Source organism: Actinacidiphila rubida, from assembly GCF_900110255.1.
GTDB lineage: Bacteria > Actinomycetota > Actinomycetes > Streptomycetales > Streptomycetaceae > Actinacidiphila > Actinacidiphila rubida.
This window is the reverse complement of record NZ_FODD01000029.1, coordinates 46,224-71,438: the sequence shown is the minus strand read 5'-3', so window position 1 is coordinate 71,438 and position 25,215 is coordinate 46,224. Positions and strand designations below refer to the sequence as shown.

Annotated in this window: 30 protein-coding genes; 16 read left to right on the top strand and 14 right to left on the bottom strand. The window is 75.6% G+C overall.

What is annotated here, in order from left to right; all coding sequences use genetic code 11:
• Nucleotides 1-2: 2 nt before the first annotated feature.
• A complete protein-coding gene (locus tag BMW99_RS26670; protein WP_107451657.1) occupies nucleotides 3-1,169 on the bottom strand; it encodes a glycosyltransferase in 1,167 nt (388 codons plus the stop codon).
• Between the two features lie 381 nt (nucleotides 1,170-1,550).
• Here BMW99_RS26670 and BMW99_RS26665 point away from each other — a divergent pair, with 381 nt between their 5' ends.
• Both BMW99_RS26665 and BMW99_RS26660 read left to right on the top strand, forming a co-directional pair.
• Entirely contained in the window at nucleotides 1,551-2,363 is an 813-nt protein-coding gene (locus BMW99_RS26665) for a glutamate racemase (RefSeq protein WP_075017681.1), read from the top strand.
• A gap of 45 nt (nucleotides 2,364-2,408) precedes the next feature.
• Complete coding sequence (locus BMW99_RS26660; RefSeq protein WP_069462500.1) at nucleotides 2,409-2,966, top strand: hypothetical protein; 558 nt, start codon at nucleotides 2,409-2,411, stop codon at nucleotides 2,964-2,966.
• A 62-nt stretch (nucleotides 2,967-3,028) separates the two neighbouring features.
• Here BMW99_RS26660 and BMW99_RS26655 read toward each other — a convergent pair whose 3' ends face one another.
• Nucleotides 3,029-4,105 carry an O-antigen ligase family protein gene (locus BMW99_RS26655; RefSeq protein ID WP_079176189.1) on the bottom strand — a complete coding sequence of 359 codons (1,077 nt, stop codon included), beginning with the start codon at nucleotides 4,103-4,105 and terminating at the stop codon, nucleotides 3,029-3,031.
• 198 nt (nucleotides 4,106-4,303) lie between these two features.
• Between BMW99_RS26655 and BMW99_RS26650 the strand changes: the two genes are divergently transcribed.
• The 5 genes from BMW99_RS26650 to BMW99_RS26630 all read left to right on the top strand — a co-directional run bounded on the left by BMW99_RS26650 (nucleotide 4,304) and on the right by BMW99_RS26630 (nucleotide 8,055).
• Nucleotides 4,304-4,810 carry an NUDIX hydrolase gene (locus tag BMW99_RS26650; RefSeq protein WP_069465969.1) on the top strand — a complete coding sequence of 169 codons (507 nt, stop codon included), beginning with the start codon at nucleotides 4,304-4,306 and terminating at the stop codon, nucleotides 4,808-4,810.
• 194 nt (nucleotides 4,811-5,004) lie between these two features.
• Nucleotides 5,005-5,964 (top strand): ABC transporter ATP-binding protein, encoded by a 960-nt coding sequence (locus BMW99_RS26645; protein WP_079176188.1) that lies wholly within the window; start codon nucleotides 5,005-5,007, stop codon nucleotides 5,962-5,964.
• A 1-nt stretch (nucleotide 5,965) separates the two neighbouring features.
• Nucleotides 5,966-6,841, top strand: coding sequence for an ABC transporter permease (locus BMW99_RS26640; protein WP_079138582.1), 876 nt, complete (start codon nucleotides 5,966-5,968; stop codon nucleotides 6,839-6,841).
• Between the two features lie 10 nt (nucleotides 6,842-6,851).
• Nucleotides 6,852-7,643: an ABC transporter permease gene (locus BMW99_RS26635; RefSeq protein WP_075017680.1), complete on the top strand. Its 792-nt coding sequence runs from the start codon at nucleotides 6,852-6,854 to the stop codon at nucleotides 7,641-7,643.
• Nucleotides 7,644-7,752: 109 nt separating this feature from the next.
• On the top strand, nucleotides 7,753-8,055 hold the full coding sequence (locus BMW99_RS26630) for a hypothetical protein (protein WP_407640322.1): 303 nt from the start codon (nucleotides 7,753-7,755) through the stop codon (nucleotides 8,053-8,055).
• A gap of 115 nt (nucleotides 8,056-8,170) precedes the next feature.
• Here the strand turns inward: BMW99_RS26630 and BMW99_RS26625 are convergent, their stop codons facing one another.
• The 3 genes from BMW99_RS26625 to dhaK all read right to left on the bottom strand — a co-directional run bounded on the left by BMW99_RS26625 (nucleotide 8,171) and on the right by dhaK (nucleotide 10,354).
• Nucleotides 8,171-8,584 (bottom strand): PTS-dependent dihydroxyacetone kinase phosphotransferase subunit DhaM, encoded by a 414-nt coding sequence (locus tag BMW99_RS26625; protein ID WP_069464561.1) that lies wholly within the window; start codon nucleotides 8,582-8,584, stop codon nucleotides 8,171-8,173.
• A complete protein-coding gene (gene dhaL, locus BMW99_RS26620; protein WP_069464560.1) occupies nucleotides 8,581-9,246 on the bottom strand; it encodes a dihydroxyacetone kinase subunit DhaL in 666 nt (221 codons plus the stop codon). The genes BMW99_RS26625 and dhaL overlap by 4 nt, the downstream gene beginning before the upstream one ends.
• A gap of 115 nt (nucleotides 9,247-9,361) precedes the next feature.
• The gene (gene dhaK / locus BMW99_RS26615) at nucleotides 9,362-10,354 is read right to left on the bottom strand and encodes a dihydroxyacetone kinase subunit DhaK (RefSeq protein ID WP_069464559.1); all 993 of its coding nucleotides are present in this window, start codon (nucleotides 10,352-10,354) and stop codon (nucleotides 9,362-9,364) included.
• Nucleotides 10,355-10,659: 305 nt separating this feature from the next.
• Between dhaK and BMW99_RS26610 the strand changes: the two genes are divergently transcribed.
• The 3 genes from BMW99_RS26610 to crcB are packed head-to-tail and all read left to right on the top strand — an operon-like array spanning nucleotide 10,660 to nucleotide 11,833.
• On the top strand, nucleotides 10,660-11,100 hold the full coding sequence (locus BMW99_RS26610; protein WP_069464564.1) for a fluoride efflux transporter FluC: 441 nt from the start codon (nucleotides 10,660-10,662) through the stop codon (nucleotides 11,098-11,100).
• The gene (locus BMW99_RS26605; protein ID WP_075017679.1) at nucleotides 11,097-11,462 is read left to right on the top strand and encodes a DUF190 domain-containing protein; all 366 of its coding nucleotides are present in this window, start codon (nucleotides 11,097-11,099) and stop codon (nucleotides 11,460-11,462) included. The genes BMW99_RS26610 and BMW99_RS26605 overlap by 4 nt, the downstream gene beginning before the upstream one ends.
• Nucleotides 11,459-11,833: a fluoride efflux transporter CrcB gene (gene crcB / locus BMW99_RS26600; protein WP_075017678.1), complete on the top strand. Its 375-nt coding sequence runs from the start codon at nucleotides 11,459-11,461 to the stop codon at nucleotides 11,831-11,833. Before BMW99_RS26605 ends, crcB begins: the two co-directional genes overlap by 4 nt.
• 88 nt (nucleotides 11,834-11,921) lie before the next feature.
• Here the strand turns inward: crcB and BMW99_RS26595 are convergent, their stop codons facing one another.
• Together BMW99_RS26595 and BMW99_RS26590 are read right to left on the bottom strand one after the other, a co-directional pair.
• A complete protein-coding gene (locus BMW99_RS26595) occupies nucleotides 11,922-12,686 on the bottom strand; it encodes an SDR family oxidoreductase (protein WP_075017677.1) in 765 nt (254 codons plus the stop codon).
• A 61-nt stretch (nucleotides 12,687-12,747) separates the two neighbouring features.
• Nucleotides 12,748-14,085 (bottom strand): LCP family protein, encoded by a 1,338-nt coding sequence (locus BMW99_RS26590; RefSeq protein ID WP_075017676.1) that lies wholly within the window; start codon nucleotides 14,083-14,085, stop codon nucleotides 12,748-12,750.
• Between the two features lie 634 nt (nucleotides 14,086-14,719).
• On the opposite strand from BMW99_RS26590, the gene BMW99_RS26585 reads away from it, so the two are divergent.
• The 4 genes from BMW99_RS26585 (at nucleotide 14,720) to BMW99_RS42930 (ending at nucleotide 19,313) form a co-directional block, all read left to right on the top strand.
• Nucleotides 14,720-15,589, top strand: coding sequence for an oxygenase MpaB family protein (locus BMW99_RS26585; protein WP_075017675.1), 870 nt, complete (start codon nucleotides 14,720-14,722; stop codon nucleotides 15,587-15,589).
• 127 nt (nucleotides 15,590-15,716) lie between these two features.
• On the top strand, nucleotides 15,717-17,909 hold the full coding sequence (locus BMW99_RS26580; protein WP_075017674.1) for a serine/threonine-protein kinase: 2,193 nt from the start codon (nucleotides 15,717-15,719) through the stop codon (nucleotides 17,907-17,909).
• Between the two features lie 143 nt (nucleotides 17,910-18,052).
• A complete protein-coding gene (locus tag BMW99_RS43155) occupies nucleotides 18,053-18,811 on the top strand; it encodes an alpha/beta fold hydrolase (RefSeq protein ID WP_075017673.1) in 759 nt (252 codons plus the stop codon).
• Nucleotides 18,729-19,313, top strand: coding sequence for a GNAT family N-acetyltransferase (locus tag BMW99_RS42930; protein WP_407640321.1), 585 nt, complete (start codon nucleotides 18,729-18,731; stop codon nucleotides 19,311-19,313). Before BMW99_RS43155 ends, BMW99_RS42930 begins: the two co-directional genes overlap by 83 nt.
• 45 nt (nucleotides 19,314-19,358) lie before the next feature.
• Here BMW99_RS42930 and BMW99_RS26565 read toward each other — a convergent pair whose 3' ends face one another.
• From BMW99_RS26565 to BMW99_RS26545, 5 genes are all read right to left on the bottom strand, one after another.
• Nucleotides 19,359-19,934 carry a chloramphenicol phosphotransferase CPT family protein gene (locus BMW99_RS26565; protein ID WP_075017672.1) on the bottom strand — a complete coding sequence of 192 codons (576 nt, stop codon included), beginning with the start codon at nucleotides 19,932-19,934 and terminating at the stop codon, nucleotides 19,359-19,361.
• Nucleotides 19,935-20,059: 125 nt separating this feature from the next.
• A complete protein-coding gene (locus BMW99_RS26560) occupies nucleotides 20,060-21,007 on the bottom strand; it encodes a phosphotriesterase family protein (RefSeq protein WP_069465321.1) in 948 nt (315 codons plus the stop codon).
• Nucleotides 21,004-21,291, bottom strand: coding sequence for a hypothetical protein (locus BMW99_RS26555; RefSeq protein WP_069465322.1), 288 nt, complete (start codon nucleotides 21,289-21,291; stop codon nucleotides 21,004-21,006). Before BMW99_RS26555 ends, BMW99_RS26560 begins: the two co-directional genes overlap by 4 nt.
• A gap of 68 nt (nucleotides 21,292-21,359) precedes the next feature.
• A complete protein-coding gene (locus BMW99_RS26550) occupies nucleotides 21,360-21,947 on the bottom strand; it encodes a DUF4865 family protein (protein ID WP_069465323.1) in 588 nt (195 codons plus the stop codon).
• Nucleotides 21,948-22,059: 112 nt separating this feature from the next.
• On the bottom strand, nucleotides 22,060-22,623 hold the full coding sequence (locus tag BMW99_RS26545; protein WP_069465326.1) for a TetR/AcrR family transcriptional regulator: 564 nt from the start codon (nucleotides 22,621-22,623) through the stop codon (nucleotides 22,060-22,062).
• Nucleotides 22,624-22,787: 164 nt separating this feature from the next.
• Between BMW99_RS26545 and BMW99_RS26540 the strand changes: the two genes are divergently transcribed.
• The gene (locus BMW99_RS26540) at nucleotides 22,788-23,027 is read left to right on the top strand and encodes a DUF397 domain-containing protein (RefSeq protein WP_069465324.1); all 240 of its coding nucleotides are present in this window, start codon (nucleotides 22,788-22,790) and stop codon (nucleotides 23,025-23,027) included.
• 135 nt (nucleotides 23,028-23,162) lie between these two features.
• On the opposite strand, the gene BMW99_RS26535 is transcribed toward BMW99_RS26540, so the two are convergent.
• Together BMW99_RS26535 and BMW99_RS26530 are read right to left on the bottom strand one after the other, a co-directional pair.
• Entirely contained in the window at nucleotides 23,163-23,858 is a 696-nt protein-coding gene (locus BMW99_RS26535) for a maleylpyruvate isomerase family mycothiol-dependent enzyme (protein WP_245791630.1), read from the bottom strand.
• Nucleotides 23,855-24,508 (bottom strand): pyridoxine/pyridoxamine 5'-phosphate oxidase, encoded by a 654-nt coding sequence (locus BMW99_RS26530; RefSeq protein ID WP_069467565.1) that lies wholly within the window; start codon nucleotides 24,506-24,508, stop codon nucleotides 23,855-23,857. Before BMW99_RS26530 ends, BMW99_RS26535 begins: the two co-directional genes overlap by 4 nt.
• Before the next feature lie 49 nt (nucleotides 24,509-24,557).
• Here BMW99_RS26530 and BMW99_RS26525 point away from each other — a divergent pair, with 49 nt between their 5' ends.
• The gene (locus BMW99_RS26525) at nucleotides 24,558-25,172 is read left to right on the top strand and encodes a CGNR zinc finger domain-containing protein (protein ID WP_075017671.1); all 615 of its coding nucleotides are present in this window, start codon (nucleotides 24,558-24,560) and stop codon (nucleotides 25,170-25,172) included.
• Nucleotides 25,173-25,215 lie beyond the last annotated feature (43 nt).

Genomic DNA, 25,215 nt, shown 5'->3' with positions numbered 1-25,215 from the left:
CGTCAGGCGAGGGTGTCGTCGGGGCGGGCGTAGGTGCGGCCCTTCCAGGCCGCACCGCGGCCGCGGTAGTGCTCCACCGCCGAGTCCACGGTCATCAGCAAGTACAGGGACGCGGTGTACGGCAGCACCGGCGCCAGCCACAGCGGCTGCCCGTAGTAGCGCAGCATCGGCAGGTAGGTGCCGGCCATCACCGCCCACGCGGCCAGGCCGAGCGCGGCCACCGGCCACGCACCGGCGGCCGCTCCGCCGATCACGGCCACCGGCGGCACCAGGTAGATCAGGGCCAGACCCAGCACCGTGCCGGCCAGCAGCAGCGGGTTGTGGCGCAGTTGGGCGTACGCGCTGCGGGACACCATCCGCCACAGCTCGCCCAGGCCCGGGTACGGGCGGACGCTGTCCACCTTCTCGGCCAGGCCCAGCCAGATCCGGCCGCCCGCCCCCTTGACCGCCCGTGACAGCGCGACGTCGTCGATCACCGACTGGCGGATCGCTTCCGGCACATGGGCGGCCGCGGCGGTGGACGAGCGCAGCAGGACGCAGCCGCCGGCCGCGGCGGCGGTACGGGAGCCGGCGCGGTTCACCCAGCGGAAGGGGTAGAGCTGCGCGAAGAAGTAGACGAACGCCGGGACGATCAGGCGCTCCCAGCCGGTGGTGACCCGCAGCCGGGCCATCTGCGACACCATGTCGAGGTCCGCCGCGTAGGACGCGGTCACCAGGGACCGGAGGCTGTCCGGCCGGTGCGCGATGTCGGCGTCGGTGAGGAGCAGGAACTCGGGGCCGGCCTGCTCGCGCGCCGCGGCGATGCCGTGGCGCACGGCCCACAGCTTCCCGGTCCAGCCGGCGGGCGGTTCGCCCGGTGATGTCACGGTCAACGGCAGGCCGCCGTGCGTGGCGTGGAGGGTGCGGGCGAGGTCGCCGGTGCCGTCGGAACTGCCGTCGTCCACGAGGAAGACGGTGGCTTCGCCCGGGTACTCCTGGGCGAGCAGGGACGGCAGGCTCACCGGGAGCACGTCGGCCTCGTCCCGGGCCGGCACGACGACGGCCACGGACGGCCAGGCGGTCGGTTCGGCCGTCGCACGGGGGAGGCGGACGTCGGTCCGCCAGAACATGCCCCGTCCCACGAGGAGCCAGAGCCAGGCGGCGAGGGAGACGGCGGCGACAGCGATCATTGCGTCCACGCCGGCAGTCTGCCGTACGGCGGGGTGCGGTGGGGCGCGCCCCGCCTGGTGGTCGCGGCGGGTCGGGATGCCGGGCGGTGCGCCTGTGGTGGGCGGGTTCGCGGCCGCGCCGCGTGCGCGGGGTTCGTCGGCGGCGGGCCGCCGGTGGGCGGTGCACGGCGGGCTGCGCCCGCCGGCGTTCCCACCCGCACCACCCGTGCAGGTTTCGTCGTCGGGTGCGGGTGGCCCCTGCCGGGGCGGGGGTTTCGTCGGCGGCTGCGCGCCGGGGGGTGGGTGTGGCGGCGGGGCCGGGGAATTGTCGGTGGCTGCGGGGCGGCGGGGGTGGTGACGGGGTGCGGCTGGGGGGGAGGGGGATGCGCATATGGTGGGGGGGTGAAGATCGGGCTGGTGGATTCGGGGATCGGGTTGCTCGCCGCGGCCGCGGCGGTGCGGCGGATGCGGGTGGACGCGGACCTGGTGCTCTCGTCGGACCCGGAGGGGCTGCCGTGGGGGCCGCGGGCGGGCGAGGACGTGACGGAGCGCGCGCTGCAGTGCGCGAAGGCCGCCGCGTCGCTCGGTCTGGACGCGCTGATCGTGGCCTGCAACACCGCGTCCGTGCACGCCCTGCCCACGCTGCGCGCCGCGTTCGAGCCGGGGCTGCCGGTCATCGGGACGGTGCCGGCGATCAAGCCCGCGGCGGCGGCCCACCGCTCGGTGGCGATCTGGGCCACGCCCGCGACCACCGGCAGCGTCTACCAGCGCGCCCTCATCGAGGAGTTCGGCAACGGCGCGGAGATCACCGAGGTGCCGTGCCCCGGCCTCGCGGACGCCGTGCAGGCGGCCGACGCCGAGGCCGTCGCCGCGGCGGTCGGTGCCGCGGCCGCGCTGACCCCGGCCGGCGTCGGCGCCGTCGTCCTCGGCTGCACGCACTACGAGCTCGTGGGCGACCGGATCTCCGCGGCCGTCCCCGGCGCCGCGTTGTACGGCTCGGCGGACGCGGTCGCCGCCCAGGCCTTGCGCCGGCTCGGCGCGGACGGTGACGGGACGATCGACGGGGTGGCCGGTGGAACCCCCGCGGCGCCCGGCGGCGGCACCCGGCCCGGCACCCTGGACGTGCTCCTCAACGGCCGCCCGTCCGCCCTGCCCGAGGTCGCGCTGGCCTACCGGGAGGGCGCGCTGCTGGCTGCGACGCCCGCCACAGCTTGACGCGGGACGCTGGCGCGCGCCCGTGCACTGAGTACGCTTCGAGTCATGACGCACGCTCCTCGGCCGGCGAACCGTGCGCCACAGGTGTGGACGGGCCGGGCCAGTAACCGAATGCAGTGGCTGCTCGCGGGAGCGGGCGCCGCCTGCCTCGCCCTGGGCATCCTGCTGGCCGTGAACGGTCCCGGGACCTCCGGTCTCGTCCCCCTCGTGATGTCCGTCGTGGGCTGCCTGGCGGTGGGCCTGCTGGTCCTGTTCGGGACCGTCGCTTTCACCCATGTGCACGTATGCATCGACCGTGATGCGGTGCAGGTGCGGTGCGGGCACATCGGGGTGCCTCGGCGCCGCATCCCCATGGAGGACGTGAGCGGCGCGCAGGTGGCCCCGCACATCAGCCCGCGGGCCTGGGGCGGCTGGGGCTACCGCTGGCGTCCCGAGAAGGGCACCGCCGTGGTGGTGCGGCGCGGGCCGGGCGTCGTCATCGACCTGGGTACCGGGCACCGCTTCACCGTGACCGTGGACGACGCCGAGGGCGCCGTCCAGGCGATCCGCGACCTGGTGCGGCTGCGCACCCGCGCTTCGGGCGGGGGCCGCGGGGGAGTCTGACCCCGCTGTCCGTCACCCCCGTGGCGCCATGGCGTCGCGATCCGGCGGACCCGGCGGACCCGTCACGGCTCCGTGGAGAGCGGTTGCGCCGTCGCGACTCCGGCCAGGAAGCCGGCGCCCGCGGTGATGACGGGGTAGCTGAGCACGTGGTCGACGGTGGCGAGCATGGCCAGTCCGGTGAGGGCCGCGCCCGCGGTGAGCACCACCGGGGTCGAACGTGACGAACGCCACAGTGCGCACAGCACCCACGTGTACGCGGCGGCCAGCAGGGCCACGCCGGGCAGCCCCTGCTCCGCGGCCACCTGCAGTGGAGCCGACTGCGGTGAGCCCGCGCCGGGCGCACCGGACGCCGGCAGAGCGCTGCTCTCGTCGGCGAACCGCTCGGGGCCGACGCCGCGCAGCGGATGGTGCTCGGCGAGGGTGACGGCCTGGTGCCACAACTGGACCCGCGGCTGGGTGAGCTGGCCGGTCAGCGACTCGGTGAGGCCGGCGGGCAGGGCGTTCACGGCGACCGCGTAGCTGGTGCCGGCCGCGAGCGTGACGGCCAGGGCGAGGCCCGCCAGGCCCAGCAGGCGGTGTGCGCGCATCAGGTCCGCGGCCAGCGAGCACAGGACGACCGCGACGCCCGCGGCGAAGGCGGCCGCGGAACCCAGTGCGAGCGCGGTCACGGCCGCGCCGGCGCCCACCACCCGCAGCCCCGCCCGGCGCACCCGTCCCGGGCAGGCCCAGGCCGCGCAGCAGGCCGCGCCGGCGGCGAGCACCAGCAGGGCGGCGTCCGCGTTGGCGTAGCCGAGCGGCGGTGCGTCCGGCCGCGCGGACAGCCGGGTCGGCGGGACCAGGACGAGGGCGAGGACGGCCAGGGCCGCGACCGCCGGTGCCAGCACCGGCAGCAGCGCGCCCAGTATCCGCCCGGCCGCGTATCCGGCGGCGACGGCGAGCAGGGCGAGCAGCGTCCCCTCGGGTCGCGCGGGCCGGCCCGTCGCGGCGACCAGTGCCCAGACGGCGCAGCACGCCATGACCGCGATGCCGGCCGCGTCGGTCGCCGCGCCGTGCGGGCGCGCGGCGCGCAGCGGTGCGGCGGCCGTGTCCTGCCGGCCCGCCGGAGCAGCGTCCGGCGCACCGCCGGCCGTCATGTCCATCCCCCGGTACCCCCTGCCGCCGCCCGGGCGCGAACGGAGGGCCGCCTCGCCCGCGTTTCCCCGCGCGGGCGCGCGCTCCCTCCGGGTCACGGTAACGGCTGCGGGGCGGTGCTGTGGATATGTTGTGCCGGAACCTTGCCGCACTTGTGAAACGTGGTGCTGATGTGGCGTTCATCCTCCGTCTCGTAGGCTCTGGGCATGGCGACTCCCCAGTTCATCAAGGACATTCGCGCGAAGGCGGGGGACACCCTGCTGTTCCTGCCCGGTGTGGTGATGGTGGTCTTCGACGAGCGCGGCCGGGTACTGCTCAACCGCCGCGCGGACAACGGCAAGTGGGCCCTCATCAGCGGTATCCCGGACCCGGGCGAGCAGCCGGCCGAGGCCGCGGTGCGCGAGATCCACGAGGAGACCGGCGTCTCCGCGGTGGTCGAGCAGGTCCTGAGCGTCTTCACCAACGAGCCCGTCACGTACCCGAACGGGGACCGCGCCCAGTACATCGACATCGTGCTGCGCTGCCGCGCGGTGGCCGGCGAGGCCCGGGTGAACGACGACGAGTCGCTCGAGGTGGGCTGGTACGCCCTGGACGAGCTGCCCCCGTTGGGGCCGATCGCCCGTGGCCGGATCGAGCTGGCGCTGCGCAACGAGCCCACCTGGTTCGCGCCGGCCGAGGTCCCCGGCCTCGCCGGTCCCGGCTTCGCCCCCTGAACCGCCCCCTCCCCGGCCCCGCGCGGACCCGGGTGCGAGGACCGAACCAGCCCTCGCCTCCGGGTTGTTACGTCGTCGCGTCGAGTCTTTGCGTGAAAAATGATTGAATGTTGCGTCCTCCTCTGATGGGATGCCTCTACTCCGGCGCGTCCTGACCCGCGCCGGAGTCCGAAGCACGCACAGGGGGAGGGCACATGACCCAAGGCGGAGCCGCGGCACCGCTGATCGAGGCGGCCGGCCTGCGGAAGGTGCACGCGCCGCGCGGCCAGGGCGCGCCCACCGAGGCCGTCGCCGGTATCGACTTCCGCGTCAGGCGCGGCGAGGCGTTCGGCTTCCTCGGTCCCAACGGCGCCGGCAAGTCGACGACGATGCGGATGATCGCGGCCGTCTCCCCGGTGTCCGGCGGGACGTTGCGCGTCCTGGGCATGGACCCGGCCGTGCAGGGCGCCGAGATCCGGGCCCGGCTCGGCTCGGTGCCCCAGGACGACACGCTCGACACCGAGCTGACGGTCCGGGAGAACCTGCTCGTGTACGGCAGGTACTTCGGGCTGCCGAGGGCCGTGGTCCGCGAACGGGCCCTGCGGCTGCTGGAGTTCGCGCGTCTGGAGGACAAGGCCGACGAGCAGGTGGAGGCGTTGTCCGGCGGGATGCGCCGCCGGCTGACGATCGCCCGTTCGCTGGTCAACGAGCCCGAGATCCTGCTGCTCGACGAGCCCACCACCGGCCTGGACCCGCAGGCCAGGCACCTGCTGTGGGAACGGCTGTTCCGGCTGAAGCAGCAGGGTGTCACCCTGCTGCTCACCACGCACTACATGGACGAGGCGGAGCAGTTGTGCGATCGCATCGTGGTGATGGACCAGGGCCGGATCGTCGCCGAGGGCTCCCCCGCGGAACTGATCACCCGTCACTGCACGCGTGAGGTACTGGAGTTGCGGTTCGCCGCCGACGAGCAGGCGGGCCACGCCCAGCGGCTCGTCGCGGCCGGTGAGCGCGTCGAGGCGCTGCCCGACCGGCTGCTGGTGTACGCCGACGACGGCGAGTCGGCGCTGGCCGCCGTGCACGCCACGGGAGCCCAGCCGCTGACCGCGCTGGTCCGCAGAGCCGGCCTGGAGGACGTGTTCCTGATCCTGACTGGCCGGACGCTGGTGGACTGACATGACGACAGCGCTTCCCACGACGGCCGGCGGCCCGCCGGCAGTCCCCTCCCCGGGCGATCGGGCACCGCGCCCCGCGGCAGGACCGCTCGACAGCCTGGTGGCCGCGGTGCCCGCGCTGCGCGAGTTCGGCTACTGGATGCGGCGCTACCGGCGCGTGTGGCGCGGTTCGGTGGTGATCAGCGTGGTCAACCCCCTGCTGTTCCTCACCGCGCTCGGCGCCGGTCTCGGCAAGCTCGTCGACGCCCACCACAGCGGGCACCTGGCGGGCACGCCCTACCTGCACTTCCTGGCGCCGGGCCTGCTGGCCGCCTCCGCGATGCAGAACGGCTTCGTCGAAGGGGCCTTCCCCGTCTTCCAGTCGGCCAGGGCGCGCGGCAACTACCCGGCCGCCGCGGCCACTCCGATGCGCCCGGGCGACATCCTGGCCGGGCACCTGCTGTTCGTGGCGTTCCGCATCCTGCTCAGCGGGGCGCTCTTCCTCGCCGTCGTCGCCGCGTTCGGCGTCGTCGGGCCGCTGCGCGCGCTGCTGACCGCCGGGCCCGTGCTGCTCACCGGACTCGCCTTCGCCGCGCCCCTGATGGCCTGGGCGGTCACCGTGGACCGGCAGAGCCGGCTCAACGGCCTGTACCGGTTCCTCGTGATGCCGCTCTACATGTTCTCCGGGACCTTCTTCCCCATCGGCCAACTCCCGTCCTGGGCACGGCCGATCGCCGAGTGCTCGCCGCTGTACCAGGGCGTCGCCCTGACCCGCGGCACCGCGCTGGGCACCGTGCACCCCGGTGCCGCCACCGTCCACATCGTGTACCTGCTGGTCCTCGTCGCCGCCGGGACCGTGTGCGCCTGCCGCGGGTACACCCGCCGCCTCCACCGCTGAAAGGACCGCCGTGCTCACCGCGCTGCTGAGGAAGCCGGGCCTGGCGGGCCCCGCCACCCTGGTCGAACGCAACCTCGTGATCTACCGCCACACCTGGTACCTGCTGCTCGCCGAGATCTTCGAACCGCTGCTGTACCTGCTGTCGATGGGCCTGGGCATCGGTGCGCTGGTCGGGCACGTCCCGGGCCTCGGCGACCCGTCGGTGAGCTACGTGCAGTTCGTGGCCCCCGCGCTGCTGGCCACCGCGGCGATGAACGGCGCCATGAACGAGACCACGTTCAACATCTACGGCAAGCTGAAGCTGCTGCGGACCTACGACTCGATCCTCGCCACGCCGCTGCGGGTCCGCGACGTGGCCGTCGGCGAGGTGCTCTGGGCGCTGCTGCGGGGGACCGCGGTCACCGTGGTGTTCGGCGCGGTCGTCTGGGCGTGCGGGCTGGTGCAGTCCGCGTGGGCCGTGCTGATGCTGCCCGGGGCGCTCCTCATCGCGTTCGCCTTCGCGGCGACCGGGCTGGCCGTCGTCACGTACCTGCGCAGCTGGCAGGACTTCCAGCTGATCCAGCTCGTCATGCTGCCGATGTTCCTGTTCGCCACCACCTTCTACCCGCTGAACGTGTACGCGCGGCCCGTCCAGTTGCTCGTGGAGTGCCTGCCGCTGTACCAGAGCATCGAACTCGTACGGGAGCCCGCGCTCGGCGTCGTGGACGCGCGGGTCGCGGTCGCCGCGGCGTACCTGCTGGTCCTGGGCGGCCTCGCCACCGCGGTGGCCCTGCGCCGGCTGGAGCGCACCCTCGTGCAGTGACGCCCTCTCGCGCGGGCCGGTCCTCAAAGCCCGTCTGGCCAGCGGACTTTGTCAGTGCTTGGCGGTAAAATCGACAGTGTTCGAGAGCGTTGGCCGACGCCTCAGGAGGATGCCGATGGCTGCTGCCGTACTGCCCCTGCCGATGTCCCGCCCGATGTCCCCGTCGTTGTCCGGACCGCTGTCCCTGCCCAGGAAGCCGCTGCCGGCCGGCCTGCCGCGCGAGTGGTACGTCGCGCACAACCGCAGGCTCAAGACGATGCGGCTGGCGATAGCCCTGCTCGACTCGGGGGTCTACGAGCCGTCCCAGGCGGGCAACCGCCGGATCCGCGCCACCGCCGAGCTGATCGGCGTCCGCCCGCCGTCCGACATCACCTGCCGCATGGTTCGCGCCCTGCTGGGCTACGGGCACTGACCCGAGGCCGAACCGCTGTTCCGGGCCCCCTTCGCCGAGTGAGGCGGAGGGGGCCCGGTGCCGGCCGGAAGGCGCGCGGAACGGCCGGCGTGGGCGCACCCGTGCGGGGTGCCGCTCAGCCCTTGCGGTAGTCGTACGCCTCCCCGGCGGCCGCGGCCACCGCGTCGATGTCGGCACCGGCCGAGGCCGACACCACCGCCGCCACCGCCCCTTCCAGGAACGGCGCGTCCACCAGCCGCGACCCGGCGGGCAGTTCGTCGTCGGCGAGCAGCGCCTTGACGGTGAGCACGGCGCTGCCCAGGTCGGCGAGCACCGCCACGCCCGCGCCGCGGTCGACCGACCGGGCGGCGGCGGCGATCAGGTCCGAGCTGGTGCCCAGGCCTCCGTCGGGGCCGCCGCCGGCCGGGGCCACCGGCACCTCGGACGCGCCGCCGGTCAGGTTGGCGGACAGCTCGGCCACCGCCCTGGCGACGGCGGCGCTGTGCGAGACCAGCACCACTCCGACGAGCGGTGCGGGGGAGCCCGTCATGCGCCTGCCTCCCGCGCGGTGTCCGCGAACGCGGTGACGAGCAGGGCCGCGGAGGTCGCCCCCGGGTCCTGGTGGCCGATGCTGCGCTCGCCCAGGTAGCTGGCCCGTCCCTTGCGGGCGCGCAGCGGCGTGGTGGCCACCGCGCCCTCGTCGGCCGCCGCGGCCGCGGCGGCCAGGGCGTCGGCGGTGCCGCTGCCTCCGTCCAGGGCCTTCGACATCGCGTCGACGGCCGGGAACAGCGCGTCCAGCATCGTCTTGTCGCCGGGCGCGGCACCGCCGAGCTGGGCCACGCCGTCGACGCCGGCGCGCAGCGCGTCGCGGAACTGCGCGGCGCTGACCGCCGGTTCGTCGCCGAGCTGCTTGCCGGCCCGGCGCAGCAGGGTGCCGTACAGCGGGCCCGAGGCGCCGCCGACGGTGGAGATCAGCTGCCGGCCCACCGCGACCAGGACGGCGCCGGGCGTGTCCGGCGGCTCCTGCTCGACGGCGGTGCGCGCGGCCACGAAGCCGCGGCGCATGTTGGTGCCGTGGTCGGCGTCGCCGATCGGGGAGTCCAGCTCGGTGAGGGCGGCGGCCTCGCGCTCGACGACGGTGGCCGCCGTGTCCAGCCAGCGGCGGACGAACGCCGCGTCGATCGGTGAGCCGTCCGGGGGAGTCGCGTTCATACGGAGCCTTTCCGCGGGTGCCGTGCGGAGCGTGCGGGACGGGGCGTGGCGGGCCGGTGCGGGACCGGCGTGCGGGTCGTGCGTCGTGCGGGACGTGCGCAGGCCCGCCGGCCGCTCAGTTGCCCCAGCTCAGGCCAGGAGTCTCCACCGGGGCGTCGTACAGCCGCAGCAGTTCCTCGTCGGCCTGGCACAGCGTCACCGAGCAGCCTGCCATGTCGAGCGACGTGACGTAGTTGCCGACGAGGGTACGGGCCACCGGCACCTTGCGCTCGGCCAGCACACGGTGCACCTCGGCGGCGAAGCCGTACAGCTCCAGCAGCGGGGTCGCGCCCATGCCGTTGACCAGCGCGAGCACCGGCGCGTCCGGGCGCAGGTCCTCCAGGATCGCGTCCACCGAGAAGTCCGCGATCTCGCCCGAGGTCATCATCGGCCGCCGCTCGCGGCCCGGCTCGCCGTGGATGCCGATGCCCAACTCCAGCTCGCCGTCCGGCAGATCGAAGGTGGGGCCGCCCTTGGCGGGGGTGCTGCACGCGGTCAGCGCGACACCGAAGCTGCGCGACGACTCGTTGACCTGGCGGGCCAGCGCGGCCACCCGGTCCAGCGGCGCCCCCTCCTCCGCGGCCGCGCCGGCGATCTTCTCCACGAAGAGCGTCGCGCCGGTGCCGCGGCGGCCGGCCGTGTAGAGGCTGTCGACGACCGCCACGTCGTCGTTCACCAGGACCTTGGCGATCTGCACGCCCTCGTCCTCGGCCAGCTCCGCCGCCATGTCGAAGTTGAGCACGTCACCGGTGTAGTTCTTCACGATGAACAGCACGCCCGCCCCGCTGTCCACGGCGGCCGCGGCGCGGGCCATCTGGTCGGGCACCGGGGAGGTGAACACCTCGCCCGGACACGCCGCCGTCAGCATCCCCCGCCCGACGAAACCGCCGTGCAACGGCTCGTGCCCCGATCCGCCGCCCGACACCAGACCGACCTTGCCCTCGAAGGGCGCGCCCTTGCGGACGATCACGCGGTGCTCGACGTCGACGACGAGGTCCGGATGGGCCGCGGCGATCCCGCGCAGAGCGTCGGCTACCACGGTCTCGGGGACGTTGATCAGCATCTTCATGAGAAGTACCTCCTGGTGGGACGGGTGCCGCACGGAGTCCTGCACACCCTCCAGTATCGGTCGGCGAGTGACACGCGTCACGGACGCCGGGCGCAGCGCGGCCGGGGCAAGCCGCCGACCGGGTAGCCTTGACACCGCGGGCGCCCCGGCGCGCCGCGCGGCGGTGGGGCCCGCCGTACCCGAACCGCGGCACTCCGCCGCCAACGGTCCCTGCTTGCGAGAGGCATGCCGTAGTTTCGGCGTGCCCTGTCCTGCGAGTGGGAGTTCCCGTGCCCGATTCACCGGCCCAGACCGTCGGCGACCCCCTGCACCCCCGCGCCCTGCCCGAGCAGCGGCCCCGGCGGCACCCCGGCCAGGGCGCCGTCGTCGCGGTGGTGGCCCTCGGCGGCGCCATCGGCGCCTGCGCCCGTTACGGCATAGCGCTCGGCTGGCCCACCGCCCCGGACGCCTTCCCCTGGACCACGCTCGTGGTCAACGCCGTGGGCTGCGCGGTCATCGGCGTCTTCATGGTGGTGATCACCGACGTGTGGGCCGCGCAGCGGCTCGTCCGGCCGTTCTTCGGCACCGGTGTCCTCGGCGGCTTCACCACGTTCTCGACCTACACCACCGACGTGCAGCGGCTCGCCGACGGCGGGCACCCCCGCACCGCCCTGGCCTACCTCGCCCTCACCGTCGTGGCCGCCCTGGCCTCGGTGTGGGCCGCGGCGGCCGCCACCCGCCGCGTCGTCGCCTGGAGGCAGAAGTGAGACTCACCGGCCCCGCCCTGCGCCTGACCGTGCTGATCGGTGAGAGCGACACCTGGCACCACAAGCCGCTGTTCACCGAGATCGTGCACCGCGCCCACGGCGCGGGGCTGGCCGGCGCGTCGGTGTTCCGCGGGATCGAGGGGTTCGGCGCGTCGTCGCGGATCCACACCAGCCGGCTGCTGTCGCTCAGCGAGGACCTGCCGGTCGCCGTCGTCGTGGTCGACACCGAGGAGCGGATCAGGGCGTTCCTGCCGCAGCTCGACGAGCTGGTCACCGAGGGGCTCGTCGTCCTCGACCCCTGCGAGGTCATCCGCTACACCGGGCGCGGGGCCGCTCCGGAGAGTGAGGGGGAGCCGGAGTGAACTGGCTGCTGGTGATCGCCGGGGCCGTCGTCGGCGCCCCCCTGCGCTACCTCACCGACCGCACCGTGCAGGTGCGCCACGACAGCGTCTTCCCCTGGGGCACGTTCACGGTCAACGTCGTCGGCAGCGCGATCCTGGGCCTGGTCGCCGGCGCGGTCGCCGCGGGTGCCGCCTCCCCGCACGTCCAGCTGCTGCTCGGCACCGGGCTGTGCGGCGCGCTGACCACGTACTCGACGTTCTCCTACGAGACGCTGCGGCTCACCGAGGACGGTGCGCGCTTCTACGCGGCGGCGAACGTCGTCGGCAGCGTCGCGGCCGGGCTCGGGGCGGCGTTCACCGGTGACGCCCTCGCCCGCGCGTTCTGGGGCTGAGCCGCCGCACCGGCTGACCGGCCGCACCCCGGCCGGGAGCGGCCGGCCGGTCCCGGCCGCCCGGCGGCCGGGAGGCCGGGGCCCGTGGTCAGGAGCCTGCGCGGCCCGTCTCGTGGACGTGTTCCTCCAGCCACTCGTCCCAGGTCTGGCCGCCGCGGTCGCCGGGCTCGGTCGGCAGCAGGCCCCCGTCCGCCATGGCCGCGAAGACCGCGCCGGGCAGCCGCGGTGACAGGACCAGCCGGCGGCTGCCCCGGGCGTGCAGCAGGCGCCGCGTCAGGTCGGCCATGTTCTCCACCCGCGGCCCCGCGAGCTGCGGCGCCATGCCCCCGGGCTCGCCCTCCGCGAGGTCGACGAGCGCCTCGGCGACCTCGCGCACCGCGACGGGCTGCGTGGCCATCGGCGGCACCACGGCCACCGGACCGCGGGTCCGGTCCAGCAGCTGCAGTGCGAACTCGTGGAACTGCGTGGCCCGCAGCACCGTCCACGGCACCGGGCCGGTGCGTACGAGCTTCTCCTGCAGCAGTTTGCCCTGGTAGTAGCCGAGCGCGACCCGGTCGATGCCCACGATGGACAGCGCCACGTGGTGCCGCACCCCCGCCTTCTCCCCGGCCGCGAGAAGGTTGCGGCCCGCGGTGCCGAAGAACGCCTCGGACCTGCGACGTCCGACCGTCGTCACGTTCGACACGTCGATCACCACGTCCACCGACTCCAGCGCGGCGTCCAGGCCGCGGCCGGTCAGCAGGTCCGCGCCGCGCGAACGCGCGACGACCACGGGATCGTGGCCGCGTGCCGCCAGCGCCTGGACCACGTGCCGCCCGGTCATCCCGGTCCCGCCCGCCACTGCTACCCGCATCGCCCCGCGTCCTCTCGCCGTGCCGGCACCGGCCGAACGCCCGCCGGGCGCGGCCCGGGCGTCACGGTGCGGACACCGGAATCCGGGGCGTGGCGGCGTAGGCGGCACTCGGCGTCATCGCGACCCCGCCGACCGTCACGGCGCGGTCCCGGGACACCTTCGCACACGCCGTGCCGTCGGCGGTGCGGATCGGGGGACCCGGCGGGGTCGCCTCGCCCGCCGGCACCTCGTAGGCATCGTCCGAGCCCGGCCCGCGGGACGCGGACGGCGAGCCCGGGCCCGCCTTGCCGTCCACCCGCGCCGGGCCCGCGGCGTGCGGCGCGAGGTCCGCGGCGACCGCCGCGAACAGGCGCTCCGCGCCCGGCCCCGGGATCAGCCGGTTGCTGTCGACCGGGTCCGGGACGCTCGGCATCGTCGTGAAGCCGAACCGCGCCGACGGCACCTTGCGGACGTCCTCGGCGAGGCCGGCCAGCCGCCGGACCGACGCCAGCCCCGGGTCGACGGTCAGACCCTTCGTCGCGGCCTCCGCGAGCGAGAGCATCCCCGCGGGATCGGTCGGCGAGCCGCTGCCGCGCAGCCGGCGGGCCAGCGCCGCGAGGAACAGGTGCTGGGCGTCGGTGCGGCCCAGGTCGCTGCCGTCGCCGAAGGAGTGCCGCGACCGCAGGAACTCCAGCGCCGACTCGCCCTGGAGGCGGTGGGTGCCGCGGGCGAGCTTCAGCCGCGAGTACGGGTCGTAGACGTCGCGGTCGACGCACACCGGCACGCCGCCGGCCGCGTCCGACAGGCGCACCACGCCCGCGAAGTCGGTCAGCACGAAGTGGTCGATCGGGATGCCGGTCAGCGTGTGCACCGCGGCGACCGTGCAGCCGGGGCCGTACCGCAGCGTGCTGTTGACCGGACCGCGGCGGGCCGCCACGACGCCGCCGTGCTGCGTGCGGCAGGCCGGCAGGTCCGTGACGGTGTCCCGCGGGATGCTCATGACGGTGGCGTGCGAGCGGTCCGCCGACACGTGCAGCACCATGTCCACGTCGGCGTTCTGGCCCGGTCCGCAGTCACCGCCGAGCGCGCAGTCCGCGTGGCCGGCGCGGGTGTCGGAGCCGATCACCAGCACGTTCACCGGGGTCCTGCCGAAGGCGTCGGCGCGCTCGCTGCCCGCGTCACCGCCGACGCCGCCGAACAGGGGCAGGTCGCGCAGGTTGCCGTTGAGCCGGAGGTACTCGAACGCGGTGGCCGCGGCGCAGAGGAGGACCGCGACGGAGAGGCCCGCGGCCAGCCAGCGGATGACCCTGCGCCGGGTCGAGAGGGGCGCGCCCGCCGGCCCCTCCCCGGCGCGCGGGGCGAGGCGGCGCGGGTCGGCCCACGCGAAGCGCCGCTCCTGCTTGTCGTGCCCGTCGCCCATGCGTGGCTACGTCCTCGGGTCGTCCGCCGGGGCCGGTGGGCACGCCGCCCACCGGCGGACTAGCAGTATGTCCCATCCTGACCCGTTTTCCGTGGTATCCCGTCCCGGAGGGTGTCGGTGTCGTGCGCGGCCGCCGCGCGCCGGCGTTCCCCCGGCGACGGGCCCCGCCGGGGGCGGCGCGGCCATGTGGGGGCGCGGACGGCCGTGTGGCCGTTCGCCGGCGGCGTGCGCCGTAGGGCGCGTCGCGCCCCCAGGGGGCGCGAGGTCCCCTGCCTTTCGGCGAGGTCCCCTGGTCTTCGGCCGGGAGCTGCCCCCCACGCGTCCAGCCGCGGCGCGCCCTCGGACCGTCGCCGCCGAAGGAGAGCCGTCCGGTCCGACCCGGGCCACCGGCCGGCGGCGGGTTGCGCGCGTCGGGACCGCTCCCGTCCGAAGTCCCGGGGACCGCAGGCCCTTTGAGGGATGGTGCCCGCCCGTGCTGGGCTGGGCGCGCCGGGGTGCCTCCCGGGGCCGAGGGCCCGGGGGACGTCGCGCCCCGGAGGGTCGCCCCTTGCCCGCGCAGGGCGAGGCCGGTTTCGGCGACCCGGGGGAAGGGACGGAGGCGGGGGGTTACCGTGGGCGCAGGGAGGAGGCGCGGATGCGTGACGCGGATCCCGGGCTCTTCGGGCCCGACTCGGTGACCTGGCAGCTGCACGGCGATCCCGTGATGTGGATCGCCGGAGTGCGCGCGCTGTACCTGCAGGCCCTGCACCCGAGGGCGGTGCGCGGCGTCACCCAGAACTCGGACTTCCGGCGCGACGCGTGGGGCCGCCTGATGCGCACCGCCTCCTTCGTCGGCGAGATCACGTACGGCACGACGCTGGCGGCCGAGCGGGCCGGCGCCCGCATCCGCGGCATCCACCGCAGGCTGTCCGCGGTCGACCCGGACACCGGGGAGCGGTACGGCGTCGACGATCCCGACCTGCTGCTGTGGGTGCACTGCGCCGAGATCGCCTCGTACCTGCACGTCGCCCGCCGCTCCGGCTACCCGCTGACCGACGCGCACGCCGACGCCTACGTGGACGAACAGCGCGAAGCCGCCCGCCTGGTGGGCCTCGACCCGGCCGACGTGCCCGCCGACGCGGACGAGTTGGAGCGGTACTTCGGGAAGGTCCTGCCCGAACTGGCGGCCGCACCGGAGGCGTTCGAGGTGGTCCGGTTCCTGAAGGCGCCGCCGGTGCCGCGGCTGCTGCTGCCCGCGCGGATCGCGCTGTGGCAGACCGTCGCCGACACCGCCTTCGCCACACTGCCGGAGTTCGCGCACGAGCTGTACGGGCGCACCCCGCCGTCGCCGGCCGCGACGACGCGGCGGCTGCGGACCCGCGCGGGGCTGATGCGCGCCATTCCCGCGATGGTCCGCTGGCAGCTCCCGCCCGGCCACATCCTGAAGGCCGTCGGGCGCCTCGGCCCGGGCACGCACCCCTCCCCGCGCCGCCTGCCCGCCGCTCCCGCGACCGTTCTGCCCTGATCCGCCGTCCCCGTTCGGCGCGGCCGCGGTCATACTGGTCCCGGGGAAGCACGCAGGAGGAAAACCGGGGGCGGGGCGGCGCGCGATGGCGGCGGGACACTCAGGACAACCACATCATCCAGGGCACGTGTCCGACGGGCACCGCGCGGCGGAGCAGGGCGGCGGGCTCGTGCAGAACCGGTACCGGCTGCACGAGCTGATCGGGCGCGGCGGCATGGGCGAGGTGTGGCGCGCCCTCGACGAGTCCCTGGGCCGCCGGGTCGCCGTGAAGTGCCTGAAACCGGCCGGTGCGGAGTCCGGCGACGCGGGCTTCACCCGGATCCTGCAGGAGCGGTTCCGCCGCGAGGCGCGCGTCGCCGCGTCGCTCCAGCACCGCGGCATCACCGTCGTGCACGACTTCGGCGAGCACGACGGCGTGCTGTTCCTGGTGATGGAACTGCTCGACGGGCGCAACCTGCTGCAGATCCTCGACGACGCGCAGCGCCATCCGCTGCCGGTCCCCGACATCACCGACGCCGCCGAACAGGTCGCCGCCGCCCTCGCGTACACCCACGCCCAGGGCGTCGTCCACCGCGACCTGAAACCCGCCAACATCATCCGGCTGTCCGACGGGACGGTGAAGATCTGCGACTTCGGGATCGCCCGCCTCGGTCACGACATCGGCTTCACCTCCCGCCTCACCGGCAGCGGCATGGCGATGGGCACCCCGCACTACATGTCGCCGGAGCAGATCGACGCCGCGGAGGTCGACCACCGCAGCGACCTGTACTCGCTGGGCTGCGTGCTGTACGAACTCGCCACCGGCGCACCGCCGTTCGACCTGGGCGATGCCTGGTCGATCCTGGTCGGCCACCGCGACACCACGCCCGAACCGCCGCGCGCGCGGCGGCCGGAGCTGCCCGCCGACCTCGAACGCCTCATCCTCGACCTGCTCGCCAAGGACCCCGAGGAGCGGCCGCAGGACGCCGCCGACGTCTGCGGGCGCCTCAAGGCGATGCGCGCCGCCGGGGTCGCGGCGAGTGCCGCGGGCCGGCGCCCGGCCGAACTCCCGGACTGGGCGCGGAGCCTGCGCACGGGATCGGCCGCCCGGTCCACCCGCGCCCACCGCCCGGCGGCCGTGCCGCACCACGAGCTGACCGGTGCCTGGTCGACCCGCGCCATGACCGTCCCGGCCGGGCCCGAGGCGCTGGACGCGCTCGCCGCCCGGCAGGCCGAGGCCGCCGACCTCGGCCGGATCGGCAACTGGCAGCAGGCGTACGACCTGCACACCGCGGTGTGCGCCGAGCGCGACCGGGTGCAGGGCCCGGAACACCCGGCGGCCCTCGCCAGCCGGCACGAGGCCGCGTACTGCCTGACCCGCCTCGCACGCACCGAGGAGGCGCTGCGGCTGTACCGCTGGATCGCCGAGGTCCGCGGCCGCGTCCTCGGCCCCGACCACCAGGACACCCTCGCCGCCCGGCACGAGGCCGCCTTCGCCCTGGGCCGACTGGACCGGCACGTGGACGCGCACCGGGAGTACGCGGCGGTGCTCGCCGCCCGCGAGCGCACCGTCGGTGCCGACGACCCGGACACCCTGAGCTGCAAGCACAACCTCGCCGTGAACCTCGGGCAGCTCGGCCGCGCCGCGGAGGCGTACACCGCGGCCGCCGCGGTGGCCGCCGCCCGCACCCGGGTCCTCGGCGCCGCCCACCCCGACACGCTGCTCAGCCGCGTCGAGGTCGGCTACGCCCTCGGGCGCCTCGGCCGCTGGGGGGACGCGCTCGACGCCTATCTCGAGGTCGCGCGGGAGCGGGCGGACGCGCTCGGCGCCGACCATCCCGACACGCTCGCCGCCCGCTACGAGGCCGGCATCTGCCTGGGCCGCCTCGGCCGCAGCGACGAGGCGCTGGCGCTCTTCGACGAGCTGGTGGCCGCCCGCACCCGCGCCTCGGGCTCCGCCGACCCGGAGACGCTGCGCACGCGGCACGCGCTGGGCGTGACGCTGGGGCTGGTCGGGCAGTGGGACCAGGCGCTGGCGGAGGCCCGGGAGGTGGCCGCGATCCGCGAGCGGGTGCTCGGGCCGGCGGACCCCGACACGCTCGCGGGCAAGCGGGAGATCGCGGTGGCGATGGGCTGGCTCGGCCGCTGGCCGGCGGCGCTGACGGTGTACCGGGAGGTCGCCGACGCCCGCGAACGCGTGCTGGGACCCGCGCACCCCGACGCCCTCGCCAGCCGCACCGACGAGGCGCACTGCCTGGAGCGCCTCGGACGCGCCGAGGAGGCGCGGGAACTGCTCCGCCGTGTGGCGGCCACGGGCAGCGACGGGCCCGAGCGGCTGTGAGAGGCGGCGCGGTCCGCGGGTGAGGCGCGGGCCCCGCCCGCGGTGACCGGGTCCCGCCCGTGGTGACCGGGCCTCGCGCAGGCGGCGTCGGCCCTGCGCGAACGGCCCGCGGAGATCCCCACCACAGGCCCTAGGCTCGGCCCATGGGTGAGGTCGCGATGTACCAGGTGAACGGCGTGCTGCTGGCATGCGAGGCCGACGGTCCGCCGGACGGCCCGCCGGTGCTCCTGCTGCACGCGCTCGGGGAGGACCGCGGCTCGTGGCGCGCGGTCTCCGCGGGACTGGCCGCCGACGGATGGCGGACGCTCGCGCCCGACCTGCGCGGGCACGGCGACAGCGGGCACCCCGGCGCGTACGCGTTCGAGTCGATGCGGGACGACGTCCTGGCGCTGCTGGACGCCCTGCGCCTGGAGACGGTGACGGTGGTGGCGCACTCGCTGGGCACCATCGTCGCCTCGCTGGTCGCCATGGACCGGCCCTGGGCCGTACGCCGGATGGTGCTGGAGGAGGGGCCGCTGCCCTACCCCGCCGACCCGCCGCGGCCGGTGCCCGGTGCCCGGCGCCCCGGACGGCCCGACGCCGTACGACTGGCGCGTGGTGCCCGCGGTCGCCGTGCAGCGCAACGCCCCGCCGCCCCGGCACCTGGAGGGTCTCGCCGAGATCACCGCACCCACCCTGATGGTGGCCGGCGGCCCGCGCAGCCACGTCCCGCAGGACCGGCTGGCGGAGATCGCGGCGGCGATCCCCGGCGCGCGCCTGACCACCATCGAGGGCGGGCACATGGTCCACGACGAGCGGCCGGCCGAATTCCTCGCCGTCGTGAGGGAGTTCCTCGGGAGCCCGCCGGACGCGGACGCCGAGACCCCGGCGCCGTTCGTGCCGGTGCGCGTCACGGCCGGTGAACTGCGCGACCAGGTGGAGGACTTCGCGGCACTGCTGGTGGACGCGGTGGCGTCCGGCGCCTCGGTGGGCTTCCACGGCCCGCTGGCCCCCGCCCGCGCGGTGTCCTTCTGGCAGGGTCTCGCCGCCGGTGTGGCGGCGGGCCGCGTCGACCTGTGGGCGGTGTACGACCACGACGCGAAGGTCTGCGGCGCGGTGCAGGTGCACCGCCCCGACTCGCCGAACGCCGCCCACCGTGCGGAGATCGCCAAGCTCCTCGTCCGCCGGGACGTCCGCCGCAAGGGCCTCGCCCGCATGCTGCTGCGCACCGCGGAGGCGTCCGCGTGGGGTGACGGGGTGCGCCTGCTGATCCTGGACACGCAGACGGGCAGCGCCGCCGACCATTTCTACCGGGCCGCGGGCTGGACGCCGTTCGGCACCGTGCCGGGCTATGCCGCGGACCCGGACGGCGCGTTGCTCCCGACGACGTTCTTCTTCAAGTCCCTCCCGGACGAGGCGATCTGACGGCTCCGCCCGAGGACGGCCGGCAGGCGCGGGGAAGGGCCTGGGTCAGCGGGTGACGCGGCCGGCGACGGCCGCCGCGCAGTCCTCGGGCGTGCCCTTCCCGCTGTCGACCTCCAGGTCGTACTCCACCCCGCGGTGGACCAGTTCGGCCTGGAGCCGCGCCATGCCACCGACGCGGTCGCCGCGTGCCGCCTCCCGGGCCGCGGCCACCTCCGGATCGCAGCGCACGCCGACCCACAGCACGTCCGTCCCGGCGAGCGCGGCACGCCACCGGGCCTGGGACCTCGGGCCACCCAGGAACACCTCGTCCACCACGACCGGCACCCCGGCGCGGACGATCGCGGCCACCCCCCGCGCCCATGCCTCGTCCAGGCGCCGGAACTCCTCGCCGGTGACGACCTCGCCACTGTCGGCGATGCCGATCCCGTCGGTCCCGTCGGCCCCGGCCGCCCCGGCCGCCCCGTCGGTGTGGGACGAACGCAGGCGCCCCGGCAGGGCGTCGACCAGCGTGTCGGTCCCGAGCGTCAGCCACGCCTCGGGCAGCAGGTCCTGCAGGCGGCGGGCGAGCGTGCTCTTGCCGGAGCTGGAACCGCCGTTCAGCATGATCACTCGTGTCGGCATGGGGCCACCGTAGGCGGCCCGGCGGGCGGCGGCGAGCGGATTCCCGCGCCGCCGCCCCAGATCCGGCCCCGGCACACCGGACCGCCGCCCCCGTGGCGGCGGTCCGGGCCCCCGGGCCCGTGCGGCTACCGCCAGTCGACGGCGAACGCCCGGGCCGGGTTGTCCACGAAGACCGCCCGAGCGGCCTCGGCGCCGAGCGCGGCGGTGATCCTCGGCCGCAACACCCGTAGCAGGTAGGGGAGTCCGGGACCGCCGCCGGTGGCCGCCCGGCCGGACGCCGACGTGGTGTCCCCGCCGAGAAGCAGCCGGCCGGTGTGGCCGGCCGCCGCCAGCTCCTCCAGGCACGTCAGCAGCCGCCAGTCGGTGGCGTGGTGGGCCCGCGACGGACCGTCGAACGCCAGGAAGGCGCCGGAGGCGGCGAGTTCGCGGTGCAGGCCCGGATCGGGGAAGCGGTTGAGGTGGCCGAGCAGGATGCTCGCCGCGGGCACCCCCAACTCCTCGTGCAGCAGCGTGAGGACGTCCATCGCTGCGGTGCCCGTTTCGTGGTGGATGCCGATCGGCGCGCCGGTCGCGTGGTGGGCCTCGGCCGCCGCCGCCATCACGCGGCGGGTGCGGGTGTCCAGGCCGTGGAACATGCCGGCGACCTTGATCATCCCGGCCCTGGCCCGGCCGCGGGGGCCCGCCGGGTCGTCACCGTCGATCAGCCCCTCGGTCAGCTCGGAGACGAAGAGCGCCGCCAGCCCGTGCTCGCCGAGCGCGTCCAGCCGGGCCCTCAGCGCCGGGTCGTAGTGCACGGCCTGGTGCAGTCCGGTGGCGGCGACGACGTGGACCCCGGACGCGCGGGACACCGCGGGCAGTTCGGCGGCCATCCGGCCCAGACCGAACGGCGTCCACTGGACGAGTGCGGCGCCGCCCAGCTCCCCGAACGCGGCGAGTTCGTCGCGTGCGGCCGCCGGATCGTCCAGTTCCTGGCCGGCCAGCGCGGGCACGGCGATGAACAGATGGTCGTGCGCGTCGCACACGCCCAGCGCGCCGGGGTCGATGTCGCCCAGGACCGTGCGGACGGCGGTCATCCGGTCACCTCGGCGGAGGAGCCGTGCAGCGCCGTGTCCTGCCGCGGGTCGACGCCCGCGTCCTCGAAGACCGCCGAGGCCACCCGCAGCCCGGCGAGTGCCCTGGGCGCACCGGTGTAGGGGTCCAGGTGCACCATCACCAACCGGTACCCCGCCGCGCGGTCCGACGGCGCCGTGTCCATCGCCGCCGTGTCCATCGCCGCTCCGTCCACCGGCGGCGGACCGTCCGCGCCCGCCTGCCCGTGCGCCGTGTGCGGCCAGTCCACCGCTGCCCCCGCGTTCATGCCCGTCCGTCCTTCCGCCGCTGTCCGCTCGTCCCCGTCCGACGGCCCTCTCGCCGCCCTCCGCTCCGTCACCACTGCCGTCCCGCTGGCAGGGCGTCCAGTCCGGGACGGGACAGGTGCAGCACCCGGTAGCGGTCGGTGCCCGGTTCCGGTGGCGCCGTGTCCTGCCACAGCGTGAACCGCACCACCTCCCAGTGCCGCGGGTCGACGGCCAGCGCGGCGCTGTGCACGCCCGGAGCGGCGGCCTGTTCGGCGAGGGCCCTCACCTCGTCGGCGAGCACCGGCGCCGGATCGGCCGCGGGGTCCAGGCGGTGGACCCGCCGGGACGCGGAGAGGGGCACGGCGCCGACCGCCGCGCCGCGCTCGAAGGCGAGCCCGGCCCAGTGCTCGACCGTGGGACGGCCGAAGTCCGCGACGAGGCCCTGGAATCCCGGGCCCCACAGGAAGCTGTTCATGCCCTCGGGGGTGTTCCACAGATAGAAAGGGGCGTACTCGTTGACCGGCGAGCCGTCCGTGCCGCGCTCGCGCACGAGGTACGCCTTCAGGCCGAGCCCCGGGAAGCCGTCCAGGAGATGACCCTTGGCGGCCACGCGCCGGTGGACGATCCCCATGTCGTAGTCGGCGGGCAGGGTGATGCGGTAGTTCATGGCGTGCACGAGCGGACTCCCTCAGGGCGTCGTTCGGTGCCGCCGCGGCCCAACGGCCGGGCAGCGCTGGGTCGTTCGGCGTGCGTTCCCGGCGGCGCGGCGCGCTACGGGAGCGGACGGTTCAGGCCCGGGCGGCGGCCAGCAGTGCGGCCGCGCCGCGCACCGCGCGGTCGAACGGCTCGCGCGAGCCGGCGGCCCGTGCGAGGACGTAACCGCCCTGGACGACCGCGGCGACCGCGGCGGCGGTGTCGGACGGGTCGAGCTCCGCGGACAGTTCACCGGTCGCGACACCCTCGGCGACGATGCCGGCGAGACGGTCGCGCAGCCACGTGAAGGTCTCGTCGACGGGCCGGCGCAGTTCCTCGCTGCCGATCACCTCCGGGTCCATGGCCATCCGGCCGACCCGGCAGCCGCGCAGCGGGTCGCGCTCGCGCTCCAGGTAGCCGCCCAGCCGGGCCACGGCCGAGTCGCCCTCGCCCAGCACCGCGTCGGCCTGGGCCCGCAGTTCCGCCGCGCTGCGCCGCATCGCGGTGACCGCGAGGTCCGGCTTGCCGCGGAAGTGGTGGTACATGCTGCCCTGGCCCGCGCCCGCCCGTTCCTGGATGGCCTTCGGGCTGGTGCCGACGTAGCCGCGCTCCCACAGGAGCTCCTGCGTGCTGGCGATCAGGCGTTCCACGGTGTCCATGCCGGGAGTGTACATACTAGTAGGTACAGAAACGAGACCGTCAGCCCGACGCCGGTCGTCCCTACCCCAAAGAGCGGTGTGGCGGGCGGCTTCGCGCATGTTGCGTCCCCGGCGTCCCCGGCGGATAGGCTGGGTGAGGATGTCGACGTGGGAGGAGAACGGACGTGGCCGAAAGCACGATCGGACAGCCGTTGGCCAACGGGAAGAAGCCGCAGGTCGATCTGACGGGCGCGGACTGGCTGTCCAGCAGCCAGGGTTCGGGTGACGTCCAGATCGCCTTCGTCGAGGGGTACATCGCCATGCGCGACGGCCGCAGCCCCGACGGTCCGGCTCTCATCTTCACGCCCGCCGAGTGGCGCGCCTTCGTCCTGGGCGCGCGCGACGGCGAGTTCGACCTCACCTGACCGAGGACCGCGGTCGCGGCGGTGGCACCGGCCGTGCCACCGCCGCGACCGCGGTCGTTTTTTCGCGCTCGCGCGCCGCGGGCACCCGCCCGTGAGTCTTCCGGGGCCGGTGAACTCCCGTCTTCGGAGGGCCGGTTACGGCCAGGGGCCGAGCCGGGGGAGCGGGTCGCCGGTCAGCGGCGGCGACGGGAGCCGCCCCGCGAGCCACGCCACCAGATCGGGCAGCCCGCCGCTCACCTCCACGGGCGTGCCGCTGCCGTGCGCGAAGTCCTGGCCGCCGTCGGTGGGCGTCAGCGTCAGCCGCACCCCGTCGGGGACCCGGGCCGCGAGGAACTCCGCGGCGTGGGCGCAGAACTCCGGCGACCAGTCCCCGAACGTGCGGCCCAGGTCCAGGTCCACGCTGTGGATCTCCAGTTCCCGCCACCAGGCGAGGCCGGCGTCGAGCAGGACGCCGTCCCGGTAGCGCACGGGCCGCCCCCAGTCGTCGGGGCCGACCTCCGCCCAGGACGCCTCGACCTCGTCCAGTGCGTCCGCCAGCGCCGTCGCGAACTGCGGCGCGCTGCGCCGGTGTCCGGCCTCGATCGCGGCGTCGCGGGCCGGCCGCCCGCCGTCGTACACGTCGATGAGCCGGCCGCGGCGGGCGTACCGGGCCTGCCGTGCCAGGGCCAGGCCCACCCCCTCGATGTGGCTGAGGACATGGCCGCGCGTCCAGCCCGGCAGCGGGCTCGGGCCCCGCACGGCCTCCTCGGTGAGCCCGGGCAGCAGCGCGCGCAGCCGGTCCCGCCCCGCGGCGAGGGCGTGTTGCAGCACCGTGGGATCGGTGGAGGTCACGGCCACAGCAGCCCCCGGTCCCAGCCGGCCTGGCCGCGGGTGAACTCGACGCGGGTGTGGCGGCGTTCGCGGTCGCCCTGCCAGAACTCGACGCCGTGCGCGCGCAGCGTGTACAGCGTCCAGTGCGGGGCGACGGCGCCCGGTTCGCCGGCCATCCGGGCGGCGGACGCGGCGACGGCGGCGTCCCGCTCGGCGAGGCCGGACAGGGGCCGGCTCTGCCGGTCCAGGAGTGCCTCGGCGCGCGCGCCGGGGGAGCGGGCCAGGAAGTCGGCCGCGGAGTCCGCGGCGGCCGCGGGTGCGACGTCCCCGGTGACGCGCACCTGGCGGCCGAGTTGCGGCCAGTAGAAGGTGAGGGCGGCGGCCGGGCGGGCCGCCAGGTCGCGCCCCTTGCGGCTTGCCGAGCTGGACGCGAACTGCCAGCCGTCGGGCGAGAGGTTCTTCAGGATCAGCACCCGGGCGGACGGGAGGCCGTCGGACCCCACGGTGGACAGGGTCATCGCGTGCGGCTCGCGCACCCCCTGCCGTACGGCGTCCCGCAGCCAGTCGGTGAACAGCTCGTGCGGGTCGGCCGGGAGACCGGTGAGGTCGAACACCGGCAGCTCGCCCGGGAACACCTCGATGCCGCGCAGGAGTTCGCGGAGGTCGGACACGTGTACCCCCCTCAGTGTTAATGGTGTGCGGCGACGATACCATTAGCCCATGCACGCTGATCATCTCGCACTGGCCCTCGCGGTCACCATCCGGCACGACGGGCACGGCGGCGTCGCCGACGACCTGGCGGAGCCCGCCGGGCTCACCCGGTGGGTGCGCGAGCACGCGGCCGGTCTCGTGCCCGAAGGGGGCGGGACGGACGACGGGTACCAGGCGGACGCGGCCGCGCTCGCCGCCGTCGTCGGCGTGCGGACCGCGGTCCGCGCGCTGTTCGCCCGCGCGGTGCTGCCGGGGCCGCCCAGTCCGGCCGACGCGGGGCGGCTGCCGGACGCGGAGTCGGCGTTGCGCCGACTCAACGAGGCGGCAGGGCGGGTGCCGTTGGTGCCGCGGCTCGACTGGCCGTCCGAAGGCCCGGCCGTGGCCGGGTTCGCGGTCGTCGGCACCCCGGACCCGGGGGAACGGCTGGCCGCGGCCCTCGCTCAGGCGGCCATGGGTTTCCTGTCCGGCCCCGATCGCGACCGCCTCCGCGCCTGCCCGGCGCCGCGGTGCGTGCGCTACTTCGTGCAGGACCACCCGCGGCAGGAGTGGTGCAAGCCCTCGTGCGGCAACCGGGCGCGCGTGGCCCGGCACCACGCGCGGCACCGTGCCCCCTCCGGTGACTGAACCGGCCCCTCGTCACAGGCGGTTGGCCCTCCCCGCCCCTTCC

What these genes read in the sequence shown, in the direction of transcription:
- BMW99_RS26670 (WP_107451657.1), bottom strand. Translation starts at nt 1,169, where the DNA reads ATGATCGCTGTCGCCGCCGTCTCCCTCGCCGCCTGGCTCTGGCTCCTC.
- BMW99_RS26660 (WP_069462500.1), top strand. Translation starts at nt 2,409, where the DNA reads ATGACGCACGCTCCTCGGCCGGCGAACCGTGCGCCACAGGTGTGGACG.
- BMW99_RS26655 (WP_079176189.1), bottom strand. Translation starts at nt 4,105, where the DNA reads ATGGACATGACGGCCGGCGGTGCGCCGGACGCTGCTCCGGCGGGCCGG.
- BMW99_RS26650 (WP_069465969.1), top strand. Translation starts at nt 4,304, where the DNA reads ATGGCGACTCCCCAGTTCATCAAGGACATTCGCGCGAAGGCGGGGGAC.
- BMW99_RS26645 (WP_079176188.1), top strand. Translation starts at nt 5,005, where the DNA reads ATGACCCAAGGCGGAGCCGCGGCACCGCTGATCGAGGCGGCCGGCCTG.
- BMW99_RS26640 (WP_079138582.1), top strand. Translation starts at nt 5,966, where the DNA reads ATGACGACAGCGCTTCCCACGACGGCCGGCGGCCCGCCGGCAGTCCCC.
- BMW99_RS26630 (WP_407640322.1), top strand. Translation starts at nt 7,753, where the DNA reads ATGCCGATGGCTGCTGCCGTACTGCCCCTGCCGATGTCCCGCCCGATG.
- BMW99_RS26625 (WP_069464561.1), bottom strand. Translation starts at nt 8,584, where the DNA reads ATGACGGGCTCCCCCGCACCGCTCGTCGGAGTGGTGCTGGTCTCGCAC.
- dhaL (WP_069464560.1), bottom strand. Translation starts at nt 9,246, where the DNA reads ATGAACGCGACTCCCCCGGACGGCTCACCGATCGACGCGGCGTTCGTC.
- dhaK (WP_069464559.1), bottom strand. Translation starts at nt 10,354, where the DNA reads ATGAAGATGCTGATCAACGTCCCCGAGACCGTGGTAGCCGACGCTCTG.
- BMW99_RS26595 (WP_075017677.1), bottom strand. Translation starts at nt 12,686, where the DNA reads ATGCGGGTAGCAGTGGCGGGCGGGACCGGGATGACCGGGCGGCACGTG.
- BMW99_RS26590 (WP_075017676.1), bottom strand. Translation starts at nt 14,085, where the DNA reads ATGGGCGACGGGCACGACAAGCAGGAGCGGCGCTTCGCGTGGGCCGAC.
- BMW99_RS26585 (WP_075017675.1), top strand. Translation starts at nt 14,720, where the DNA reads ATGCGTGACGCGGATCCCGGGCTCTTCGGGCCCGACTCGGTGACCTGG.
- BMW99_RS43155 (WP_075017673.1), top strand. Translation starts at nt 18,053, where the DNA reads ATGGGTGAGGTCGCGATGTACCAGGTGAACGGCGTGCTGCTGGCATGC.
- BMW99_RS26565 (WP_075017672.1), bottom strand. Translation starts at nt 19,934, where the DNA reads ATGCCGACACGAGTGATCATGCTGAACGGCGGTTCCAGCTCCGGCAAG.
- BMW99_RS26560 (WP_069465321.1), bottom strand. Translation starts at nt 21,007, where the DNA reads ATGACCGCCGTCCGCACGGTCCTGGGCGACATCGACCCCGGCGCGCTG.
- BMW99_RS26555 (WP_069465322.1), bottom strand. Translation starts at nt 21,291, where the DNA reads ATGAACGCGGGGGCAGCGGTGGACTGGCCGCACACGGCGCACGGGCAG.
- BMW99_RS26545 (WP_069465326.1), bottom strand. Translation starts at nt 22,623, where the DNA reads ATGGACACCGTGGAACGCCTGATCGCCAGCACGCAGGAGCTCCTGTGG.
- BMW99_RS26525 (WP_075017671.1), top strand. Translation starts at nt 24,558, where the DNA reads ATGCACGCTGATCATCTCGCACTGGCCCTCGCGGTCACCATCCGGCAC.